The organism is Streptomyces sp. CB02980 (assembly GCF_014451325.2).
Classification (GTDB): Bacteria; Actinomycetota; Actinomycetes; order Streptomycetales; family Streptomycetaceae; genus Streptomyces.
The window spans coordinates 52502-66544 of sequence record NZ_JACSCH020000027.1 but is presented as its reverse complement, the minus strand read 5'-3'; the positions used below and the strand labels follow the sequence as shown (position 1 = coordinate 66544).

At 73.4% G+C, this 14043-nt stretch carries 12 protein-coding genes; 10 read left to right on the top strand and 2 right to left on the bottom strand.

Annotation, left to right across the window (positions count from 1 at the left end; all coding sequences use genetic code 11):
• The first annotated feature begins 11 nt into the window (after positions 1 to 11).
• Both E0F75_RS36995 and E0F75_RS36990 read left to right on the top strand, forming a co-directional pair.
• Complete coding sequence (locus tag E0F75_RS36995) at positions 12 to 1949, top strand: biotin carboxylase N-terminal domain-containing protein (RefSeq protein ID WP_229315392.1); 1938 nt, start codon at positions 12 to 14, stop codon at positions 1947 to 1949.
• Positions 1946 to 3079, top strand: coding sequence for an acyl-CoA dehydrogenase family protein (locus tag E0F75_RS36990; RefSeq protein ID WP_229315357.1), 1134 nt, complete (start codon positions 1946 to 1948; stop codon positions 3077 to 3079). Before E0F75_RS36995 ends, E0F75_RS36990 begins: the two co-directional genes overlap by 4 nt.
• Positions 3080 to 3137: 58 nt before the next feature.
• Here E0F75_RS36990 and E0F75_RS36985 read toward each other — a convergent pair whose 3' ends face one another.
• Positions 3138 to 3941 (bottom strand): sporulation protein, encoded by an 804-nt coding sequence (locus E0F75_RS36985; RefSeq protein WP_229315356.1) that lies wholly within the window; start codon positions 3939 to 3941, stop codon positions 3138 to 3140.
• A gap of 186 nt (positions 3942 to 4127) precedes the next feature.
• Here E0F75_RS36985 and E0F75_RS40830 point away from each other — a divergent pair, with 186 nt between their 5' ends.
• The 5 genes from E0F75_RS40830 (at position 4128) to E0F75_RS36960 (ending at position 9417) form a co-directional block, all read left to right on the top strand.
• Positions 4128 to 4946, top strand: a complete 819-nt coding sequence (locus tag E0F75_RS40830; protein WP_374115503.1) for an excalibur calcium-binding domain-containing protein — start codon at positions 4128 to 4130, stop codon at positions 4944 to 4946.
• Between the two features lie 132 nt (positions 4947 to 5078).
• Positions 5079 to 6719 (top strand): AMP-binding protein, encoded by a 1641-nt coding sequence (locus tag E0F75_RS36975; protein WP_229315355.1) that lies wholly within the window; start codon positions 5079 to 5081, stop codon positions 6717 to 6719.
• Positions 6716 to 7444, top strand: a complete 729-nt coding sequence (locus tag E0F75_RS36970; protein WP_229315354.1) for an enoyl-CoA hydratase family protein — start codon at positions 6716 to 6718, stop codon at positions 7442 to 7444. Before E0F75_RS36975 ends, E0F75_RS36970 begins: the two co-directional genes overlap by 4 nt.
• Positions 7432 to 8010 (top strand): TetR/AcrR family transcriptional regulator, encoded by a 579-nt coding sequence (locus E0F75_RS36965; RefSeq protein WP_229315353.1) that lies wholly within the window; start codon positions 7432 to 7434, stop codon positions 8008 to 8010. The genes E0F75_RS36970 and E0F75_RS36965 overlap by 13 nt, the downstream gene beginning before the upstream one ends.
• 363 nt (positions 8011 to 8373) lie before the next feature.
• The gene (locus E0F75_RS36960; protein ID WP_229315352.1) at positions 8374 to 9417 is read left to right on the top strand and encodes an isopenicillin N synthase family oxygenase; all 1044 of its coding nucleotides are present in this window, start codon (positions 8374 to 8376) and stop codon (positions 9415 to 9417) included.
• A gap of 106 nt (positions 9418 to 9523) precedes the next feature.
• Here E0F75_RS36960 and E0F75_RS36955 read toward each other — a convergent pair whose 3' ends face one another.
• Positions 9524 to 10624, bottom strand: coding sequence for a citrate synthase 2 (locus E0F75_RS36955; protein WP_229315351.1), 1101 nt, complete (start codon positions 10622 to 10624; stop codon positions 9524 to 9526).
• Positions 10625 to 10860: 236 nt separating this feature from the next.
• Here E0F75_RS36955 and pdxH point away from each other — a divergent pair, with 236 nt between their 5' ends.
• The 3 genes from pdxH (at position 10861) to E0F75_RS36940 (ending at position 13985) form a co-directional block, all read left to right on the top strand.
• Positions 10861 to 11544, top strand: coding sequence for a pyridoxamine 5'-phosphate oxidase (gene pdxH, locus E0F75_RS36950; protein ID WP_229315391.1), 684 nt, complete (start codon positions 10861 to 10863; stop codon positions 11542 to 11544).
• 147 nt (positions 11545 to 11691) lie between these two features.
• Positions 11692 to 13026 (top strand): PAS domain-containing protein, encoded by a 1335-nt coding sequence (locus tag E0F75_RS36945; RefSeq protein WP_229315350.1) that lies wholly within the window; start codon positions 11692 to 11694, stop codon positions 13024 to 13026.
• 38 nt (positions 13027 to 13064) lie between these two features.
• Positions 13065 to 13985 carry an isocitrate lyase/phosphoenolpyruvate mutase family protein gene (locus E0F75_RS36940; protein WP_229315349.1) on the top strand — a complete coding sequence of 307 codons (921 nt, stop codon included), beginning with the start codon at positions 13065 to 13067 and terminating at the stop codon, positions 13983 to 13985.
• The last annotated feature ends 58 nt before the right edge of the window (positions 13986 to 14043 follow it).

The window sequence follows — 14043 nt, the reverse complement described above, 5'->3', positions numbered from 1 at the left end:
CCGAGCCCTCGATGATCACCTCCGTCCTCGTCGCGAACCGGGGCGAGATCGCCTGCCGGGTCTTCCGCACCTGCCGTGAGCTGGGCATGTCGACGGTCGCCGTGTACTCCGACGCGGACGCCGACGCCTTGCACGTACGAGAGGCGGACACGGCGGTACGGCTGCCGGGGGCGGCGCCCTCGGAGACGTATCTGCGCGGCGACCTGGTGGTGAAGGCGGCGCTCGCCGCGGGCGCGGACGCCGTCCACCCCGGCTACGGCTTCCTCTCCGAGAACGCCGACTTCGCCCGGCAGGTGATCGACGCCGGCCTGGTGTGGATCGGTCCGCCGCCCGAGGCGATCGAGGCGATGGCGTCCAAGACCCGCGCCAAGGAGCTCCTCGGCATCGCGCCGCTGACGGACGTGACCGAGGCCGACCTGCCCGTCCTGGTGAAGGCGGCGGCGGGCGGCGGCGGCCGCGGCATGCGGATCGTACGGGAACTCGACGACCTCGCAGGGGAGTCGGCCGCCGCCTCGGCCGAGGCGCTCGGTGCCTTCGGCGACGGCGAGGTGTTCGTCGAGCCCTACGTCGAGAACGGGCGGCACGTCGAGGTCCAGCTCCTCTGCGACACCCACGGCACCGTCTGGGCGCTCGGCACCCGTGACTGCTCCCTCCAGCGGCGCCACCAGAAGGTCGTCGAGGAGGCGCCGGCGCCCGGTCTGCCCGCCGCGCTCGAAGCGTCCCTCCTGGACACGGCCGTCCGGGCGGCGAAGGCCGTCGGCTACGTCGGCGCGGGCACGGTCGAGTTCCTGGTGGCGGACGTCCCCCAGGCTCTCGGCTTCGCTCGAGCAGGGGGGACCCCCAGGGCGCACTTCCTGGAGATGAACACCCGCCTCCAGGTCGAACACCCGGTGACGGAGGAGGTGTTCGGGGTCGATCTCGTCGCCCTCCAGCTCGCCGTCGCCGAGGGTCGCGCCCTGCCGTCGGAGCCCCCGGCCCCGCGCGGGCACGCGATCGAGGCGCGCCTGTACGCGGAGGACCCGGCGCGCGCGTGGGCCCCGCAGACGGGCGTCCTGCACGCCTTCGAGGTGCCCGGGGCGGGGCGGACCCGCCTCGACACCGGGTACGTCTCCGGGGACACGATCGGAGTCCACTACGACCCGATGCTCGCCAAGGTGATCGTCCACGCCCCCACCCGCGCGGAGGCGATCCGCAAGCTGGCCCATGCCCTGGACCGGGCCCGGATCCACGGCCCGGTCACCAACCGGGACCTCCTGGTCGCCTCCCTCCGGCACCCCGAGTTCGGGGACCCCGGACTCCTTGACACCGGTTTCTACGACCGGAACCTCGACGCGCTGACGGAGACCCGGACCGGCGAGGCGTACGCGGCCGTCGCCGCCGCCCTCGCCGAGGCCGCCGCCGGCAGGGGCCGCTTCGGCGGCGGTTGGCGCAACCTCCGTTCCCAGGACGAGACGCGGACGTACGGCGATCACGAGGTCCGCTACCGGCCGACGCGGGACGGCGGGTTCGAGGTAACGGCTCCCGAGGGCGTCCGGGCGGTCTCGGCGGAATCCGACCGCGTGCGGCTCGAAGTCGGCGGTGTCGTACGGGACTTCGGCGTCGCGGCGTACGGGGACGGCATCGTGCACGCCGGACCGCACCGGCTCGCCGTCCGCCCCCGCTTCACCGACCCGCGTGAGCAGACGGCCCCCGGCTCCCTGCTCGCGCCCATGCCCGGCACCGTCGTCCGGGTCGCGGACGGCCTCGCCGTCGGCGACCGCGTCACCGCCGGGCAGCCGCTCCTCTGGCTGGAGGCCATGAAGATGGAGCACCGCGTCATCGCCCCCGCCTCCGGCACGCTCACCGCGCTCCACGCCGCCCCCGGCCGTCAGGTCGAGGTAGGTGCCCTGCTCGCCGTCGTCTCGGACGACGCCGCGACCGAAGCAGCACAGGAGGACCAGACCGTATGAGCACCATGATCGAAAGCGAAGAGCTCACCGCGCTCCGCGCCGCCGTCTCCGCGCTCGGCCACCGGCACGGCCCCGGCTTCGACCGGGCCACCCTGTGGGCGGAGGCCGGCAAGCTCGGCTATCTGGGGGTCAACCTGCCCGAGGAGTACGGCGGCGGGGGCGGCGGCATGGCCGAGCTGTCCATCGTCCTCGAGGAGGCCGGAGCGGCCGGCGCGCCGCTCCTGATGATGGTGGTCTCGCCCGCGATCTGCGGCACGGTCATCGCCCGCTTCGGCACGGAGGAGCAGAAGCGGGCCTGGCTGCCGGGCCTGGCGGACGGCTCGCGGACGATGGCGTTCGGCATCACGGAGCCCGACGCGGGCTCGAACTCGCACCGGATCACGACGACCGCGACCCGTACGGAGGAGGGCTGGGTCCTCAACGGGCGGAAGGTGTTCGTGTCGGGTGTCGACATCGCCGACGCGACGCTGATCGTGGGCCGGACGTCGGATGCCCGCACGGGCAGCCTCAAGCCCTGCCTCTTCATCGTCCCGCGCGACGCCCCCGGCTTCCAGCGGCGGCACATCGAGATGGAACTCGACGCCAACGAGAAGCAGTTCGAGCTGACGCTCGACGGGGTGCACCTGCCGGCCGACGCGCTCGTCGGCGACGAGGACGCGGGTCTGCTCCAGCTCTTCGCGGGCCTCAACCCGGAGCGGATCATGACGGCCGCGTTCGCGATCGGCATGGGCCGGTACGCGCTCGCGCAGGCCGTGAAGTACGCGAAGGAGCGCCAGGTCTGGAAGGCCCCGATCGGCGCCCACCAGGCCGTCGCGCACCCGCTCGCCCAGGCGCACATCGAGCTGGAACTGGCCCGGCTGATGATGGCGAAGGCCGCGCACCTCTACGACGCGGGTGACGACATGGGTGCGGGCGAGGCCGCCAACATGGCGAAGTACGCGGCGGCGGAGGCCTGTGTGAAGGCCGTCGACCAGGCGGTCCACACCCTCGGCGGCAACGGGCTGACCAAGGAGTTCGGCCTGGCCAGGCTGGTCACGGCGGCACGGGTGGCCCGGATCGCCCCGGTCAGCCGGGAGATGATCCTCAACTACGTGTCGCACCAGACGCTCGGGCTGCCCAAGTCGTACTGATCGGCGGCGGGTCGCGGTCGGCCGGTGGCGACCCGCCACCGGCCGGTCGGACCGGCGCTCAGTCCTCGGAGTAGCTGGTCGGGTGGCTGCCGTCCACGAGGCCGACCTCGCCGATCCAGCGGCGGACCGCCTCGCCGAAGTCCACCTGGCCGACCTCGTGGTGGGCGGCCACGAAGCGGCGGGCCGGCGGCTTGTTCTGCCAGTACTGCTCGCCGAGGTCCGCCTTGCGGAGGAAGATCTCGCAGCCGACCGCGTTGGCGTGGAAGTGCAGTTCCAGCTCCTCCGGGCGGTCCTGCCCGGAGCGCTCGTCGACGAGCAGGAACCCCTGCGCCCGGTAGACGTGGTACTCGGTGCGGGGGATGTTCCCGCTGTGGATGCGGGAGGTCCGGAGGGCGTATCCCTCGGCGGCGAAGGCGTCGAGGACGGCCTCGTGCAGCGGCAGCGCGCTGATGTACACGGGGTCGTCGTCCGTCTGGGCCTTGACGCCCTCGGCCTCGACCTCGGTGTGGATGCCCAGGTGGACCCCGAGCTTCTGCCCCTTCACCTCGGTCAGCGGGGTCTCCCACTTGAGCCGGTGACGGATGGGGAGCCGCTTCTCCTCGCCCTTCTCCAGGGTGAAGTGGCCGCTCACCGTGGGGTAGTCGAAGGTGTCACCGCTGTATCCGTCGCCGTCGCCCTTGTGGGCCACCGGCGCGTCGGTCACGAGCCTCAGCCAGATCGACTTCACCTCGATGCGGCGGTCGGGTGCGCGCAGGATCAGTTCCCCGCTCAGGATGCCGCCCGGCAGCGCAGGCTCGGACTGCACGATGGTGTCGATTTCGAGCGGTATGCCGCCCCTACCCAGAAGACGCTTGAAGACCATACGCGCAGGCTAACCGGCTGATGACCTTGGAGGGAGCGGAAGTTCGGACTCCGGAAAGGCCCCGGTTCCGGCACGGGGTGCCGATGTCGATCGCGTCCCGTATTCCGCACGAAGGGCTACCGGTTGTGAACATCCTGTGTACGATCCGTGCACCTCGCACCCGCTCACAGTCCCCGGGAGCCGCACGTGTACCCGCCTCCGCCGCCGTTCCAGCCCGCTCCCGCCCCGCTGCCCGTGCGGCGCTGGTGGCAGCACCCCGCGCTGATCATCTGTCTGCTCGTCTTCCTCCCGCCGGCGGGCATAGCCCTGACCTGGACGAGCCGTTGGAACCAGAACAAGAAGGTCGTCGCGACCGTCCTCGGCGCCCTGTGGTTCCTGTTGCTGATCTTCAGCGACCCGCCGGAGGAGGAGAAGGGCGACGCGAAGGGCGCGGCGCAGCCGACGGTGACGGCCACCGCGACGCCCACCGACGCGACCGCCCCGACTCCCACTCCGTCGCAGACGGAGGAGACTCCGGCGATGCCCTCGCTCGTCGGCGGGACGTACGCGGACTCCGAGCAACTCCTCACCGCCAATCTGGGCCGGGCCTACGCCGCCTACAAGGACGTCGAGCTGCCCGCCGACTACGCCGGCTGGACCGTCTGCTTCCAGCGCCCGGACGCCGGCGCGCCGGTCTCGTCGGCGGTGCCGGTGGTGTACCTGACGGCGCCGGGCGTCCCGTGCCCGAAGTCGCCCAACGAGGTGCTCCGCAAGCCCACCCCGACGCCCAAGCCCAAGCCGACCACCCCGAAGCCGACGCGCACCCAGGCGCCCGTACCCACACAGGAGCCGACGCCCACGCCCACCGAGGACGCCGGTGACGACTCGTCCTCCGGTGGCGGCAGCGTCTACTACCGCAACTGCACGGCCGTCCGCGCCGCCGGCGCCGCCCCCATCCACGCGGGCGAACCGGGCTACGGCCGTCACCTCGACCGCGACGGTGACGGGGTGGCCTGCGAGGGCTGACACCCCGGGCAGGAATCATGCATGCGTGCTTGATTGTTTCCCCGGAGTGCTGACAAGGTCTCCCCAAGTCGTACCCACACGCGCGATCCTGGCGACCACCTTCCACCACTCCCACCTCTCCAGGGGGCTTGCATGGTGTTCCACAGCGAGTACGAGGCCGTTCCCACCGTCTCCCTGCCGATCCACGACGCGGTGCTCGGCCACGCGGCCGAGCGGGGCGACACCCCCGCCATGGTCGACGGGGCGGGGGAGTTCACCCTCACGTACGGACAGGTCGACGCCTTCCATCGGCGGGTCGCGGCCGGACTCGCCGAGGCCGGGGTGCGGAAGGGGGACGTGCTCGCGCTGCACAGCCCCAACACCGTGCTCTTCCCCGTCGCCTTCTACGCCGCCACGCGCGCGGGCGCCTCCGTCACCACCGTGCATCCGCTGGCCACCCCCGAGGAGTTCGCCAAGCAGCTCCGCGACTCCTCCGCCCGCTGGATCGTCACCGTCTCCCCGCTGCTCCCCTCCGCCCGCGCGGCGGCCGAACTCGCCGGCGGGGTACGGGAGATCTTCGTCTGCGACCAGCCGCCGCAAGGCCCCGAGGGCGAGGGCGTGCGCTCGCTCCAGGCCTTCCTCGGGTCCACCGGGCCCGTGCCCGAGATCGACCTCGACCCCGACGAGGACGTCGCCGCGCTCCCGTACTCCTCCGGTACGACCGGCGTCCCCAAGGGCGTGATGCTCACCCACGCCTCGATCGCGACGAACCTCGCCCAGCTGGAGCCGGTCATCCCGATGGGGCCCGGCGACCGGATCCTGGCGATCCTCCCCTTCTTCCACATCTACGGGCTCACCGCCCTCATGAACGCGCCCCTCCGCCAGGGCGCCACCGTCGTCGTGCTGCCCCGCTTCGAGCTCGACACCTTCCTCGGCGCCATCCAGAAGCACCGCATCAACGGCCTCTACGTCGCCCCGCCGATCGTGCTCGCCCTCGCCAAGCACCCGGCCGTCGCCGACTACGACCTGTCCTCCCTGGAGTACATCGTCAGCGCCGCCGCCCCGCTCGACGCGGCCCTCGCCCAGGCCTGTTCGGCGCGGCTCGGACTGCCGCCGGTCCTCCAGGCGTACGGCATGACGGAGCTGTCCCCGGGCACCCACGTCGTCCCGCTCGCCGCCCAGGACCCTCCGCCCGGCACCGTCGGCAAGCTGCTGCCCTCCACCGAGATGCGGATCCTGTCCCTCGACGACCCGTCGAAGGACGCGGCGCCCGGCGAGGAGGGCGAGGTCGCCATCCGGGGGCCCCAGGTCATGAAGGGCTACCTCGGCCGGCCCGACGCCACCGCCGACATGATCGACGCCGACGGCTGGGTGCACACCGGCGACATCGGCCGGGTCGACGACGACGGCTGGCTGTACGTCGTCGACCGCGTCAAGGAACTCATCAAGTACAAGGGCTTCCAGGTCGCCCCCGCCGAACTCGAGGCGCTGCTCCTCACCCACGAGGGCGTCGCCGACGCCGCCGTCATCGGCGTCACGGACGCGGACGGCACCGAGATCCCCAAGGCCTACGTCGTACGCCAGGCCGCCGCGCCCGGCCTCACCGCCGAGGACGTCATGGCGCACGTCGCCGCCCGGGTCTCCCCGTACAAGAAGGTCCGCGACGTCGAGTTCATCGAGGCGGTGCCCCGGGCAGCGTCCGGGAAGATCCTCCGCCGAGAGCTCCGGGACCGGGCGGACCGTGACCTCCGTGACCGAGAGCTCCGAGACCGAGAGTCGAGGGACCGCACATGACCCTGGTCGTCGTCACCGAGGAGCGGGGGATCACCACCCTCGCCCTCGACTCCCCGGCCACCCGCAACGCGCTCTCCGCGGCGCTCGTCACCGAGCTCGCCGACGCGCTCACCGCCTGCGGCAAGGACCCCGCTGTCCGGGCCGTGGTGCTCACCCACAGCGGCAGCACGTTCAGCGCGGGCGCCGACCTCAAGGCGCCACCGAGCCCGTACGCCTTCGTGGACCTGCTCCGGCAGATCGTCGAGCTCCCGAAACCGGTCGTCGCCCACGTCACCGCGGGCAGCCACACCCGGGCCGGCGGCCTCGGCCTGCTCGGTGCCGCCGACATCGTCGTGGCGGGGGAGGGGGCCGACTTCGCGCTCACGGAGGTACGGATCGGGGTCGCCCCGGCCGTCGTCTCCCTCACTCTGCTCCCGAGACTGGAGCCCCGCGCGGCGGCCCGCCACTACCTGACGGGCGAGCGGTTCGGGGTGCCGGAGGCGATCGCCATGGGGCTCGTGACGGACCGCGAGGACGCCCTGCCCGGCCTCCTCGACTCGCTCCGCGCCGCCTCCCCGCAGGGCCTGCGCGAGGCGAAGAGGCTGGTCACCGCTAGAGTCCTGGAGACCTTCGAACGTGACGCGGAGGACCTGGTGCAGAGGTCGGCCACGCTCTTCGCCTCCGCCGAGGCGCGCGAGGGGATGACGGCCTTCCTCGAACGACGGGACCCCGCATGGCGGCTGTGACCGCACCCAAGCAGGACAGGAGCCGCGCCACCCGGCAGCGGCTCCTGGAGGCGGCCGTGTCCTGCCTGGCCGAACGAGGCTGGGCGGGCTCCACGGTCGCCGTCGTCGCGGAACGGGCCGGCGTCTCCCGGGGCGCCGCCCAGCACCACTTCCCGACCCGCGAGGACCTGTTCACGGCCGCTGTCGAGTACGTCGCCGAGGAGCGTTCCCAGGCGCTGCGGACCCTGCCCTCCCGCGACCGCCACGAGGCCGTCGCCGCGCTCGTCGACCTCTTCACCGGGCCCCTCTTCCGGGCCGCCCTCCACCTGTGGGTCGCCGCCTCGGGCGAGGACCAGCTCCGCTCGCGCGTGACCGAGCTGGAGGCCCGCGTGGGCCGCGAGTCCCACCGCATCGCCGTCGAGGTGCTGGGCGCCGACGAGTCCCGGCCCGGCGTCCGCGAAACCGTCCAGGGCCTCCTGGACATGGCCCGCGGGCTCGGCCTCGCGACCCTCCTCACGGACGACCGCGCCCGCCGCGAACGCGTGGTCGCCCAGTGGGCCCTGCTGCTGGACGAGGCGCTCGCGTAGGAGGGATTCGGGCCCACCCGAAACGCCGGCGTAAAGATTAGGGCCCACCCGAGGTTCCCACCTGGGGATTTTCCTCCCGAAGCCCGTCATGGCCGCAAGTCCTCCCGTGCGACGTGACCCGCGCCACAGTCCAACCACCCCCACCGCAGTACTCTGGTCGCATGCCTACGCTCGTACGCCGTCGCCACGTGGACTTCCTCCGCGTCACGTCCATGAGCTGTCGCCGCTCCGCCTGACCCCAAGGGGCACCACCAGCGCCCCCCACCGGGTCCCTCGTTCAGAGCCCAAGCCGACCGGCACCCGTGGCCCCCGCCCCACCCTCGGCGGCCGCCCCGGGCACCCGTAGACCCCGCGGACGCACACATGACTCGCAGCTCGTACTCCTCGCAGCTCCCCATCGTCGACCTCTCCGCCGCAGACCGCGACCCCCAGGCCAGGCGTCTGCTCCACGCCCAGCTCCACTCGGCCGCGCACGACGTCGGGTTCTTCCAGCTGATCGGGCACGGGGTGACCGAGGCCGAGACGCGGGCCCTGACCTCCGCGATGCACGCCTTCTTCGCCCTGCCCGAGGCCGACCGGCTCGCCCTCGACAACATCAACTCGCCGCACTTCCGCGGCTACACCCGCATCGGCGACGAGCGCACCGCCGGCGCGCGCGACTGGCGCGACCAGCTCGACATCGGCGCCGAGCGCCCCGCGCGGACCCCCGCGCCCTGGGAAGCCCCGTACTGGTGGCTCGAAGGCCCCAACCAGTGGCCCGAGGCCCTCCCCGAGCTGCGGACCGCCGCCCTGCACTGGATCGAGCGGCTCAGCGGGGTCGCCGAGCGGCTGCTGCACGAGCTGCTCGCCTCGATCGGCGCACCCGAGGACTTCTACGACGACATCTTCGGGCCGCGCGCCCACCCGCACCTCAAGCTGGTGCGCTACCCGGGCAGCAGCGGCGAGGGCGACGACCAGGGCGTCGGCGCGCACAAGGACTACGGCTTCCTCACCCTGCTCCTCCAGGACCAGGTGGGCGGGCTCCAAGTCCAGCGCGAGGACGGGAACTTCCACGACGTGCCGCCGCTGCCGGGCGCGTTCGTCGTGAACCTCGGCGAGCTCCTCGAAGTGGCGACCAACGGCTACCTGATCGCCACCAACCACCGGGTGGTCTCGCCGCCCGCGGCGACGGAGCGCTACTCGGTGCCGTTCTTCTACAACCCGCGGCTCGACGCCCGGATCACCCCGCTGGCCTTCCCGTACGCGGAGACCGCGCCCGGCGTCACGGCCGACCCGGCGAACCCGCTGTTCGCCGAGTACGGCCGCAACGAGCTGAAGGGCAAGCTGCGGGCGCACCCGCTGACGACGGCCCGCCACCACGCGGACCTGCTGCTGCACCCGGAGGCGCAGCCGGCCCTGTCGTCCTAGCCGGGTACGGCGTTGCGTCGTCCGCGGCGACGTCCAGAGTGACGTCCGCGGTGACGGCCCTGACTGTGCGGGTCGGGCCGTCGCCGTACGGACGGGACTCGGCTGCTCAGCCCGCGATGTCCGCGTAACCCTCGATCTCGCGCGGGTTCCGCTGCCCCGGCCCGGTGTAGCGGGCCGACGGACGCACGAGCCGGCCCGTGCGCTTCTGCTCCAGGATGTGCGCCGACCAGCCGGCCGTACGCGCGCACGTGAACATCGACGTGAACATGTGCGCCGGGACCTCGGCGAAGTCCAGGACGATGGCCGCCCAGAACTCGACGTTCGTCGCCAGGACACGGTCGGGACGGCGGTTGTGCAGCTCGTCCAGGGCGGCCCTCTCCAGCGCGGCGGCCACCTCGTAGCGCGGGGCGTCCAGCTCCTTGGCCGTCCGGCGCAGCACGCGCGCGCGGGGGTCCTCGGCGCGGTAGACGCGGTGGCCGAAGCCCATGAGGCGCTCGCCCTTGTCGAGGGCCTGCTTCACGTACGCGGTGGCGTCGCCGGTCCGCTCGATCTCCTCGATCATGCCGAGGACGCGGGAGGGCGCGCCGCCGTGCAGCGGGCCCGACATGGCGCCGACGGCGCCGGAGAGCGAGGCGGCCACGTCGGCGCCGGTGGAGGCGATGACGCGCGCGGTGAACGTCGAGGCGTTCATGCCGTGCTCGGCGGCGGAGGTCCAGTAGGCGTCGACGGCCTTGACGTGCTTCGGGTCGGGCTCGCCGCGCCAGCGGATCATGAAGCGCTCGACGACGGAATCGGCCTTGTCGATCTCGCTCTGCGGGACCATCGGGAGACCCTGGCCGCGGGCGGACTGGGCGACGTACGAGAGCGCCATGACGGCGGCGCGGGCGAGGTCGTCGCGGGCCTGCTCGGCGGAGATGTCGAGGAGCGGTTTGAGGCCCCACACGGGCGCGAGCATCGCGAGGGCGGACTGCACGTCGACGCGGATGTCGCCGGAGTGCACGGGGATGGGGAAGGGCTCGGCGGCCGGCAGGCCGGGGTTGAAGGCGCCGTCGACGAGCAGACCCCAGACGTTGCCGAACGAGACGTGACCGACCAGGTCCTCGATGTCGACGCCGCGGTACCGGAGGGCGCCGCCTTCCTTGTCGGGTTCGGCGATCTCCGTCTCGAACGCGACGACTCCCTCGAGCCCGGGTACGAAGTCGGACATCAGGCGGCTCCTCTATCGATGATCGATCAACCGAATGCTGGTCGATGGTGGGGATTCAACAGTCGTCCAGCCCAAGAGTCTGTACGGTTCCGATGATGCGGGGAAGCGTGACATCCGGCACACTCCGCCGATCCGGCGAGTAAGGATTGGCGGCACGCGGTGCCGGGCAAACTGAGGCGCTGCGGCAGGATGGCACCGTGACCGATCCTGTGAACGACGCCCTGGATCCCGCGGACATGCGCGAGCAGTACCGCACCACAGAGCTGTCGGCCGCCGACCTCGCGCCCGAACCGATCGCGCAGTTCACCCGCTGGTTCAAGGAGACCGCCGAGAATCCGGCGATCCACGAGCCGAACGCGATGATCGTCTCCACGGCCACCCCCGACGGCCGCCCGTCCTCGCGCACGGTGCTCCTGAAGCACTACGACCAGGCCGGCTTCGTCTTCTTCACCAACTACGACTCCCGCAAGGGCGCGGAGCTGGCGGCCAACCCGTACGCCTCGCTGCTCTTCCCCTGGCACCCGCTGGCCCGCCAGGTCATCGTCACGGGCCGCGCCGAGCACATCGGCCGCGACGAGACGGTCGCCTACTTCCGCACCCGCCCGCACGGCTCCCAGCTGGGCGCCTGGGCGAGCCGGCAGTCCTCGGTGATCGCATCCCGCGCGGAACTCCTCGCCCGGTACGGGGAGCTCGCCGCCCGCTACCCCGGCGACACGCAGGTGCCCGTCCCGCCGGAGTGGGGCGGCATCCGGGTCGTGCCGGACGCGGTCGAGTTCTGGCAGGGGCACGAGAACCGGCTCCACGACCGGCTGCGGTACGTCCGCGAGGGCGGCCCGGAGGATCCGGACGGCGCGGACGGCCCGGCGGGTTCGGACGGCCCGGCGGGAGAGACGTGGCGGGTGGAGCGCCTGGCGCCCTGACCGGCGCACATGCCGCTGGCGTACCCGCTCCCGCAGCCGCTCGCGGCCCCGTATCGGAATGCGTTTCCGCGATGCAACGATTTCGGTGAAGGTGATGTGCTCTGCGTCACGTTCCAGTTGAATGGCGGCAGCATGGGGGGTGCCGGGATGAGTACTTTCACGGGGTCCGCGAGCGCGACCGCTTCCGTTCCCGGAGCGGGGGCCGATCTGCTGGCCGCGCTGCTCGACGGGATGGACGCGGCGCTCTGCGCGTTCGACGCCGACGGGACGGTCACGCACTGGAACCGCGAGGCCGAGCGGATCCTCGGCTGGTCCGCCGCCGAGGCGGTCGGGCGGCGCGGGTTCGAGGGCTGGGCGGCGCGCAGCGCCGACGCCGAGGAGACCCTGCAGCGGCTGATGGGGGCCATGAAGGGCCCCGGCCGGCAGGTCCACGAGCTGGCGCTGCTCCGCAAGGACGGCGGCCGGGTGCTCGTACGCAGCCAGGCCGCCGGCGTACGAGGGGCGGACGGCAGTCCGGCGGGGGTGTACTGCGCGTTCAGCGAGGTCCACGTCCAGCTCGACCTGGAGCGGTCGGTGGCGCTCAGCGAGGCGCTGTTCGAGGACGCGTCCTGGGGCGTCGTCCTCGTGGACGCCGACCTGCGCCCCGCCATGGTCAACGGCCACGCCGCCCGCGCCTTCGGAACCGGGCGTACGGCCCTGCTCGGGCGTCCGCTGGGCGATGTCGTCGTGCACGGCGCGGAGGAGCTGGAGGCCGCCCTCCAGCACGTCCTGGCGGAGGGCACCCCGCCGTCGCCCGCCGAGGTGTGGGTGACGCTGCGGACGTCCACCGGGGAGCGGCGCCGCTGCTGGCGCAGCGGCTTCCTGCTGCTGTCCTCGCCGATGGCGGAGGAGCCGGTGCCGCTGGGTGTTGCCTGGCTGTTCCAGGACGTGACGGAGGAGCGGCTCGCGGCGCGCGAGGCGGACCGGCTGCGGTTCCGGTGGAGCCAGCTGCACCGGGCGGGTGCGGCGGCCGCGGAGTGCGAGGACCCGGCGGAGGCGGCGGCGGTGCTGCTCGACTTCGCGCTCGCCGGGTTCGCGGACCACGCCCTGGTCGACCGGGTCGCGGGCGAGCGGCGCCTGACCCGGGCCCTGGCGACCCCGGCGGGCGCGCCCGGCCCGGCGTCGCCGGTGGTGGGCGGCGGCATCCCGCTGCGGTACGGCCCGAGGCACCCGGCGCTGCAGGCCTGGGACCGGGTGGGCACGGTCCGCGCGAGCGCGGGCCGCACGGCCGAGGTGTGGGCGGAGGCCCACCAGTGGCCCGCCGACGCGGCCCACGCCGTCTGCGTGACGCTGCGCTCCCGGGGCCGCACGCTGGGCGTGGTGACGTTCCTGCGGGCCGCGTGCCGCCGGCCGTTCGAGCGCGAGGACGTGGTGTTCGCGGAGGCGGTGGCGTCGAGGGTGGCGGCGGCGCTGGACCTGGGGGAGCGGGCGGACGCGCTCTAGGAGCACCGCCCTTCCGGCGCGTGTGATCTGATCCGGCCATGACGACACAGACGGCTCAGGCGACGCAGACGGCACAGGCGGCTCAGACGGCTCCGGCGGCTCAGACGGCTCCGGCGGCTCTTCTCGACAAGGCCCGGCTCTTCCGTGCGCTGCATGTGCCGGGTCGCCCGGTGGTCCTGCCCAACGCGTGGGACGTCGCCTCGGCGCGGGTCGTCGCGGACGCGGGGGCCCGGGCGGTCGCGACGACGAGTGCGGGCGTCGCGTGGTCGCTCGGCCGCGGCGACGGCGGTCACCTGGGCCGGGACGAGGCGCTGGCCGCCGTCGCCCGCGTCGCGGCGGCCGTCGACGTCCCGGTCACCGCCGACGTCGAGCGCGGCTACGCGGACGACCCGGCCGGGGTCGCGGAGACCGTACGGGGTGTCCTCGCGGCGGGTGCCGTCGGCGTCAACCTGGAGGACACCCTCCGCCCGGACGCCCTGCGCCCCGCCGCCGAGCAGGCCGCCCGCATCGCGGCGGCGCGCGCGGCGGCCGACGAGGCCGGGGTCCCGCTGTTCGTCAACGCCCGGATCGACACGCACCGGCTCCCGCCGGGGGACCGCGAGGCGTGGCTGGAGGAGACGCTGTCCCGGGCCGCGGCCTACGCGGCGGCCGGGGCGGACGGGATCTTCGTCCTCGGCGCGCTGGACGCCGGGACGGTGGAGCGCCTGGTCGCCGGGTCGCCGCTGCCCGTGAACGTCGCGGTGGGCCCGGGAACGCTGTCGGTGGCCGAGCTCGCGGCGGCGGGGGCGGCCCGGGTGAGCGCGGGCTCGTCGATCGCGGAGGCGGCGTACGGGCTCGCGGGGCGGGCGGCCCGCGAACTCCTTGAGCGGGGCACGGCGAAGGAACTGGAGGGCGGCACCGACTACGCCACCCTCGACACCCTGCTCCTGGCCGCGGCCGACAAGGCCCAGCGCCGGTAGTCGGCAGGGCCCAGCGCCGTAGCCGGTAGCCGGTGGCCCAGCGCCGGTAGCCGGTAGC

What these genes read in the sequence shown, in the direction of transcription:
- E0F75_RS36995 (WP_229315392.1), top strand. Translation starts at nt 12, where the DNA reads ATGATCACCTCCGTCCTCGTCGCGAACCGGGGCGAGATCGCCTGCCGG.
- E0F75_RS36990 (WP_229315357.1), top strand. Translation starts at nt 1,946, where the DNA reads ATGAGCACCATGATCGAAAGCGAAGAGCTCACCGCGCTCCGCGCCGCC.
- E0F75_RS36985 (WP_229315356.1), bottom strand. Translation starts at nt 3,941, where the DNA reads ATGGTCTTCAAGCGTCTTCTGGGTAGGGGCGGCATACCGCTCGAAATC.
- E0F75_RS36975 (WP_229315355.1), top strand. Translation starts at nt 5,079, where the DNA reads ATGGTGTTCCACAGCGAGTACGAGGCCGTTCCCACCGTCTCCCTGCCG.
- E0F75_RS36970 (WP_229315354.1), top strand. Translation starts at nt 6,716, where the DNA reads ATGACCCTGGTCGTCGTCACCGAGGAGCGGGGGATCACCACCCTCGCC.
- E0F75_RS36965 (WP_229315353.1), top strand. Translation starts at nt 7,432, where the DNA reads ATGGCGGCTGTGACCGCACCCAAGCAGGACAGGAGCCGCGCCACCCGG.
- E0F75_RS36960 (WP_229315352.1), top strand. Translation starts at nt 8,374, where the DNA reads ATGACTCGCAGCTCGTACTCCTCGCAGCTCCCCATCGTCGACCTCTCC.
- E0F75_RS36955 (WP_229315351.1), bottom strand. Translation starts at nt 10,624, where the DNA reads ATGTCCGACTTCGTACCCGGGCTCGAGGGAGTCGTCGCGTTCGAGACG.
- pdxH (WP_229315391.1), top strand. Translation starts at nt 10,861, where the DNA reads ATGCGCGAGCAGTACCGCACCACAGAGCTGTCGGCCGCCGACCTCGCG.
- E0F75_RS36945 (WP_229315350.1), top strand. Translation starts at nt 11,692, where the DNA reads ATGAGTACTTTCACGGGGTCCGCGAGCGCGACCGCTTCCGTTCCCGGA.
- E0F75_RS36940 (WP_229315349.1), top strand. Translation starts at nt 13,065, where the DNA reads ATGACGACACAGACGGCTCAGGCGACGCAGACGGCACAGGCGGCTCAG.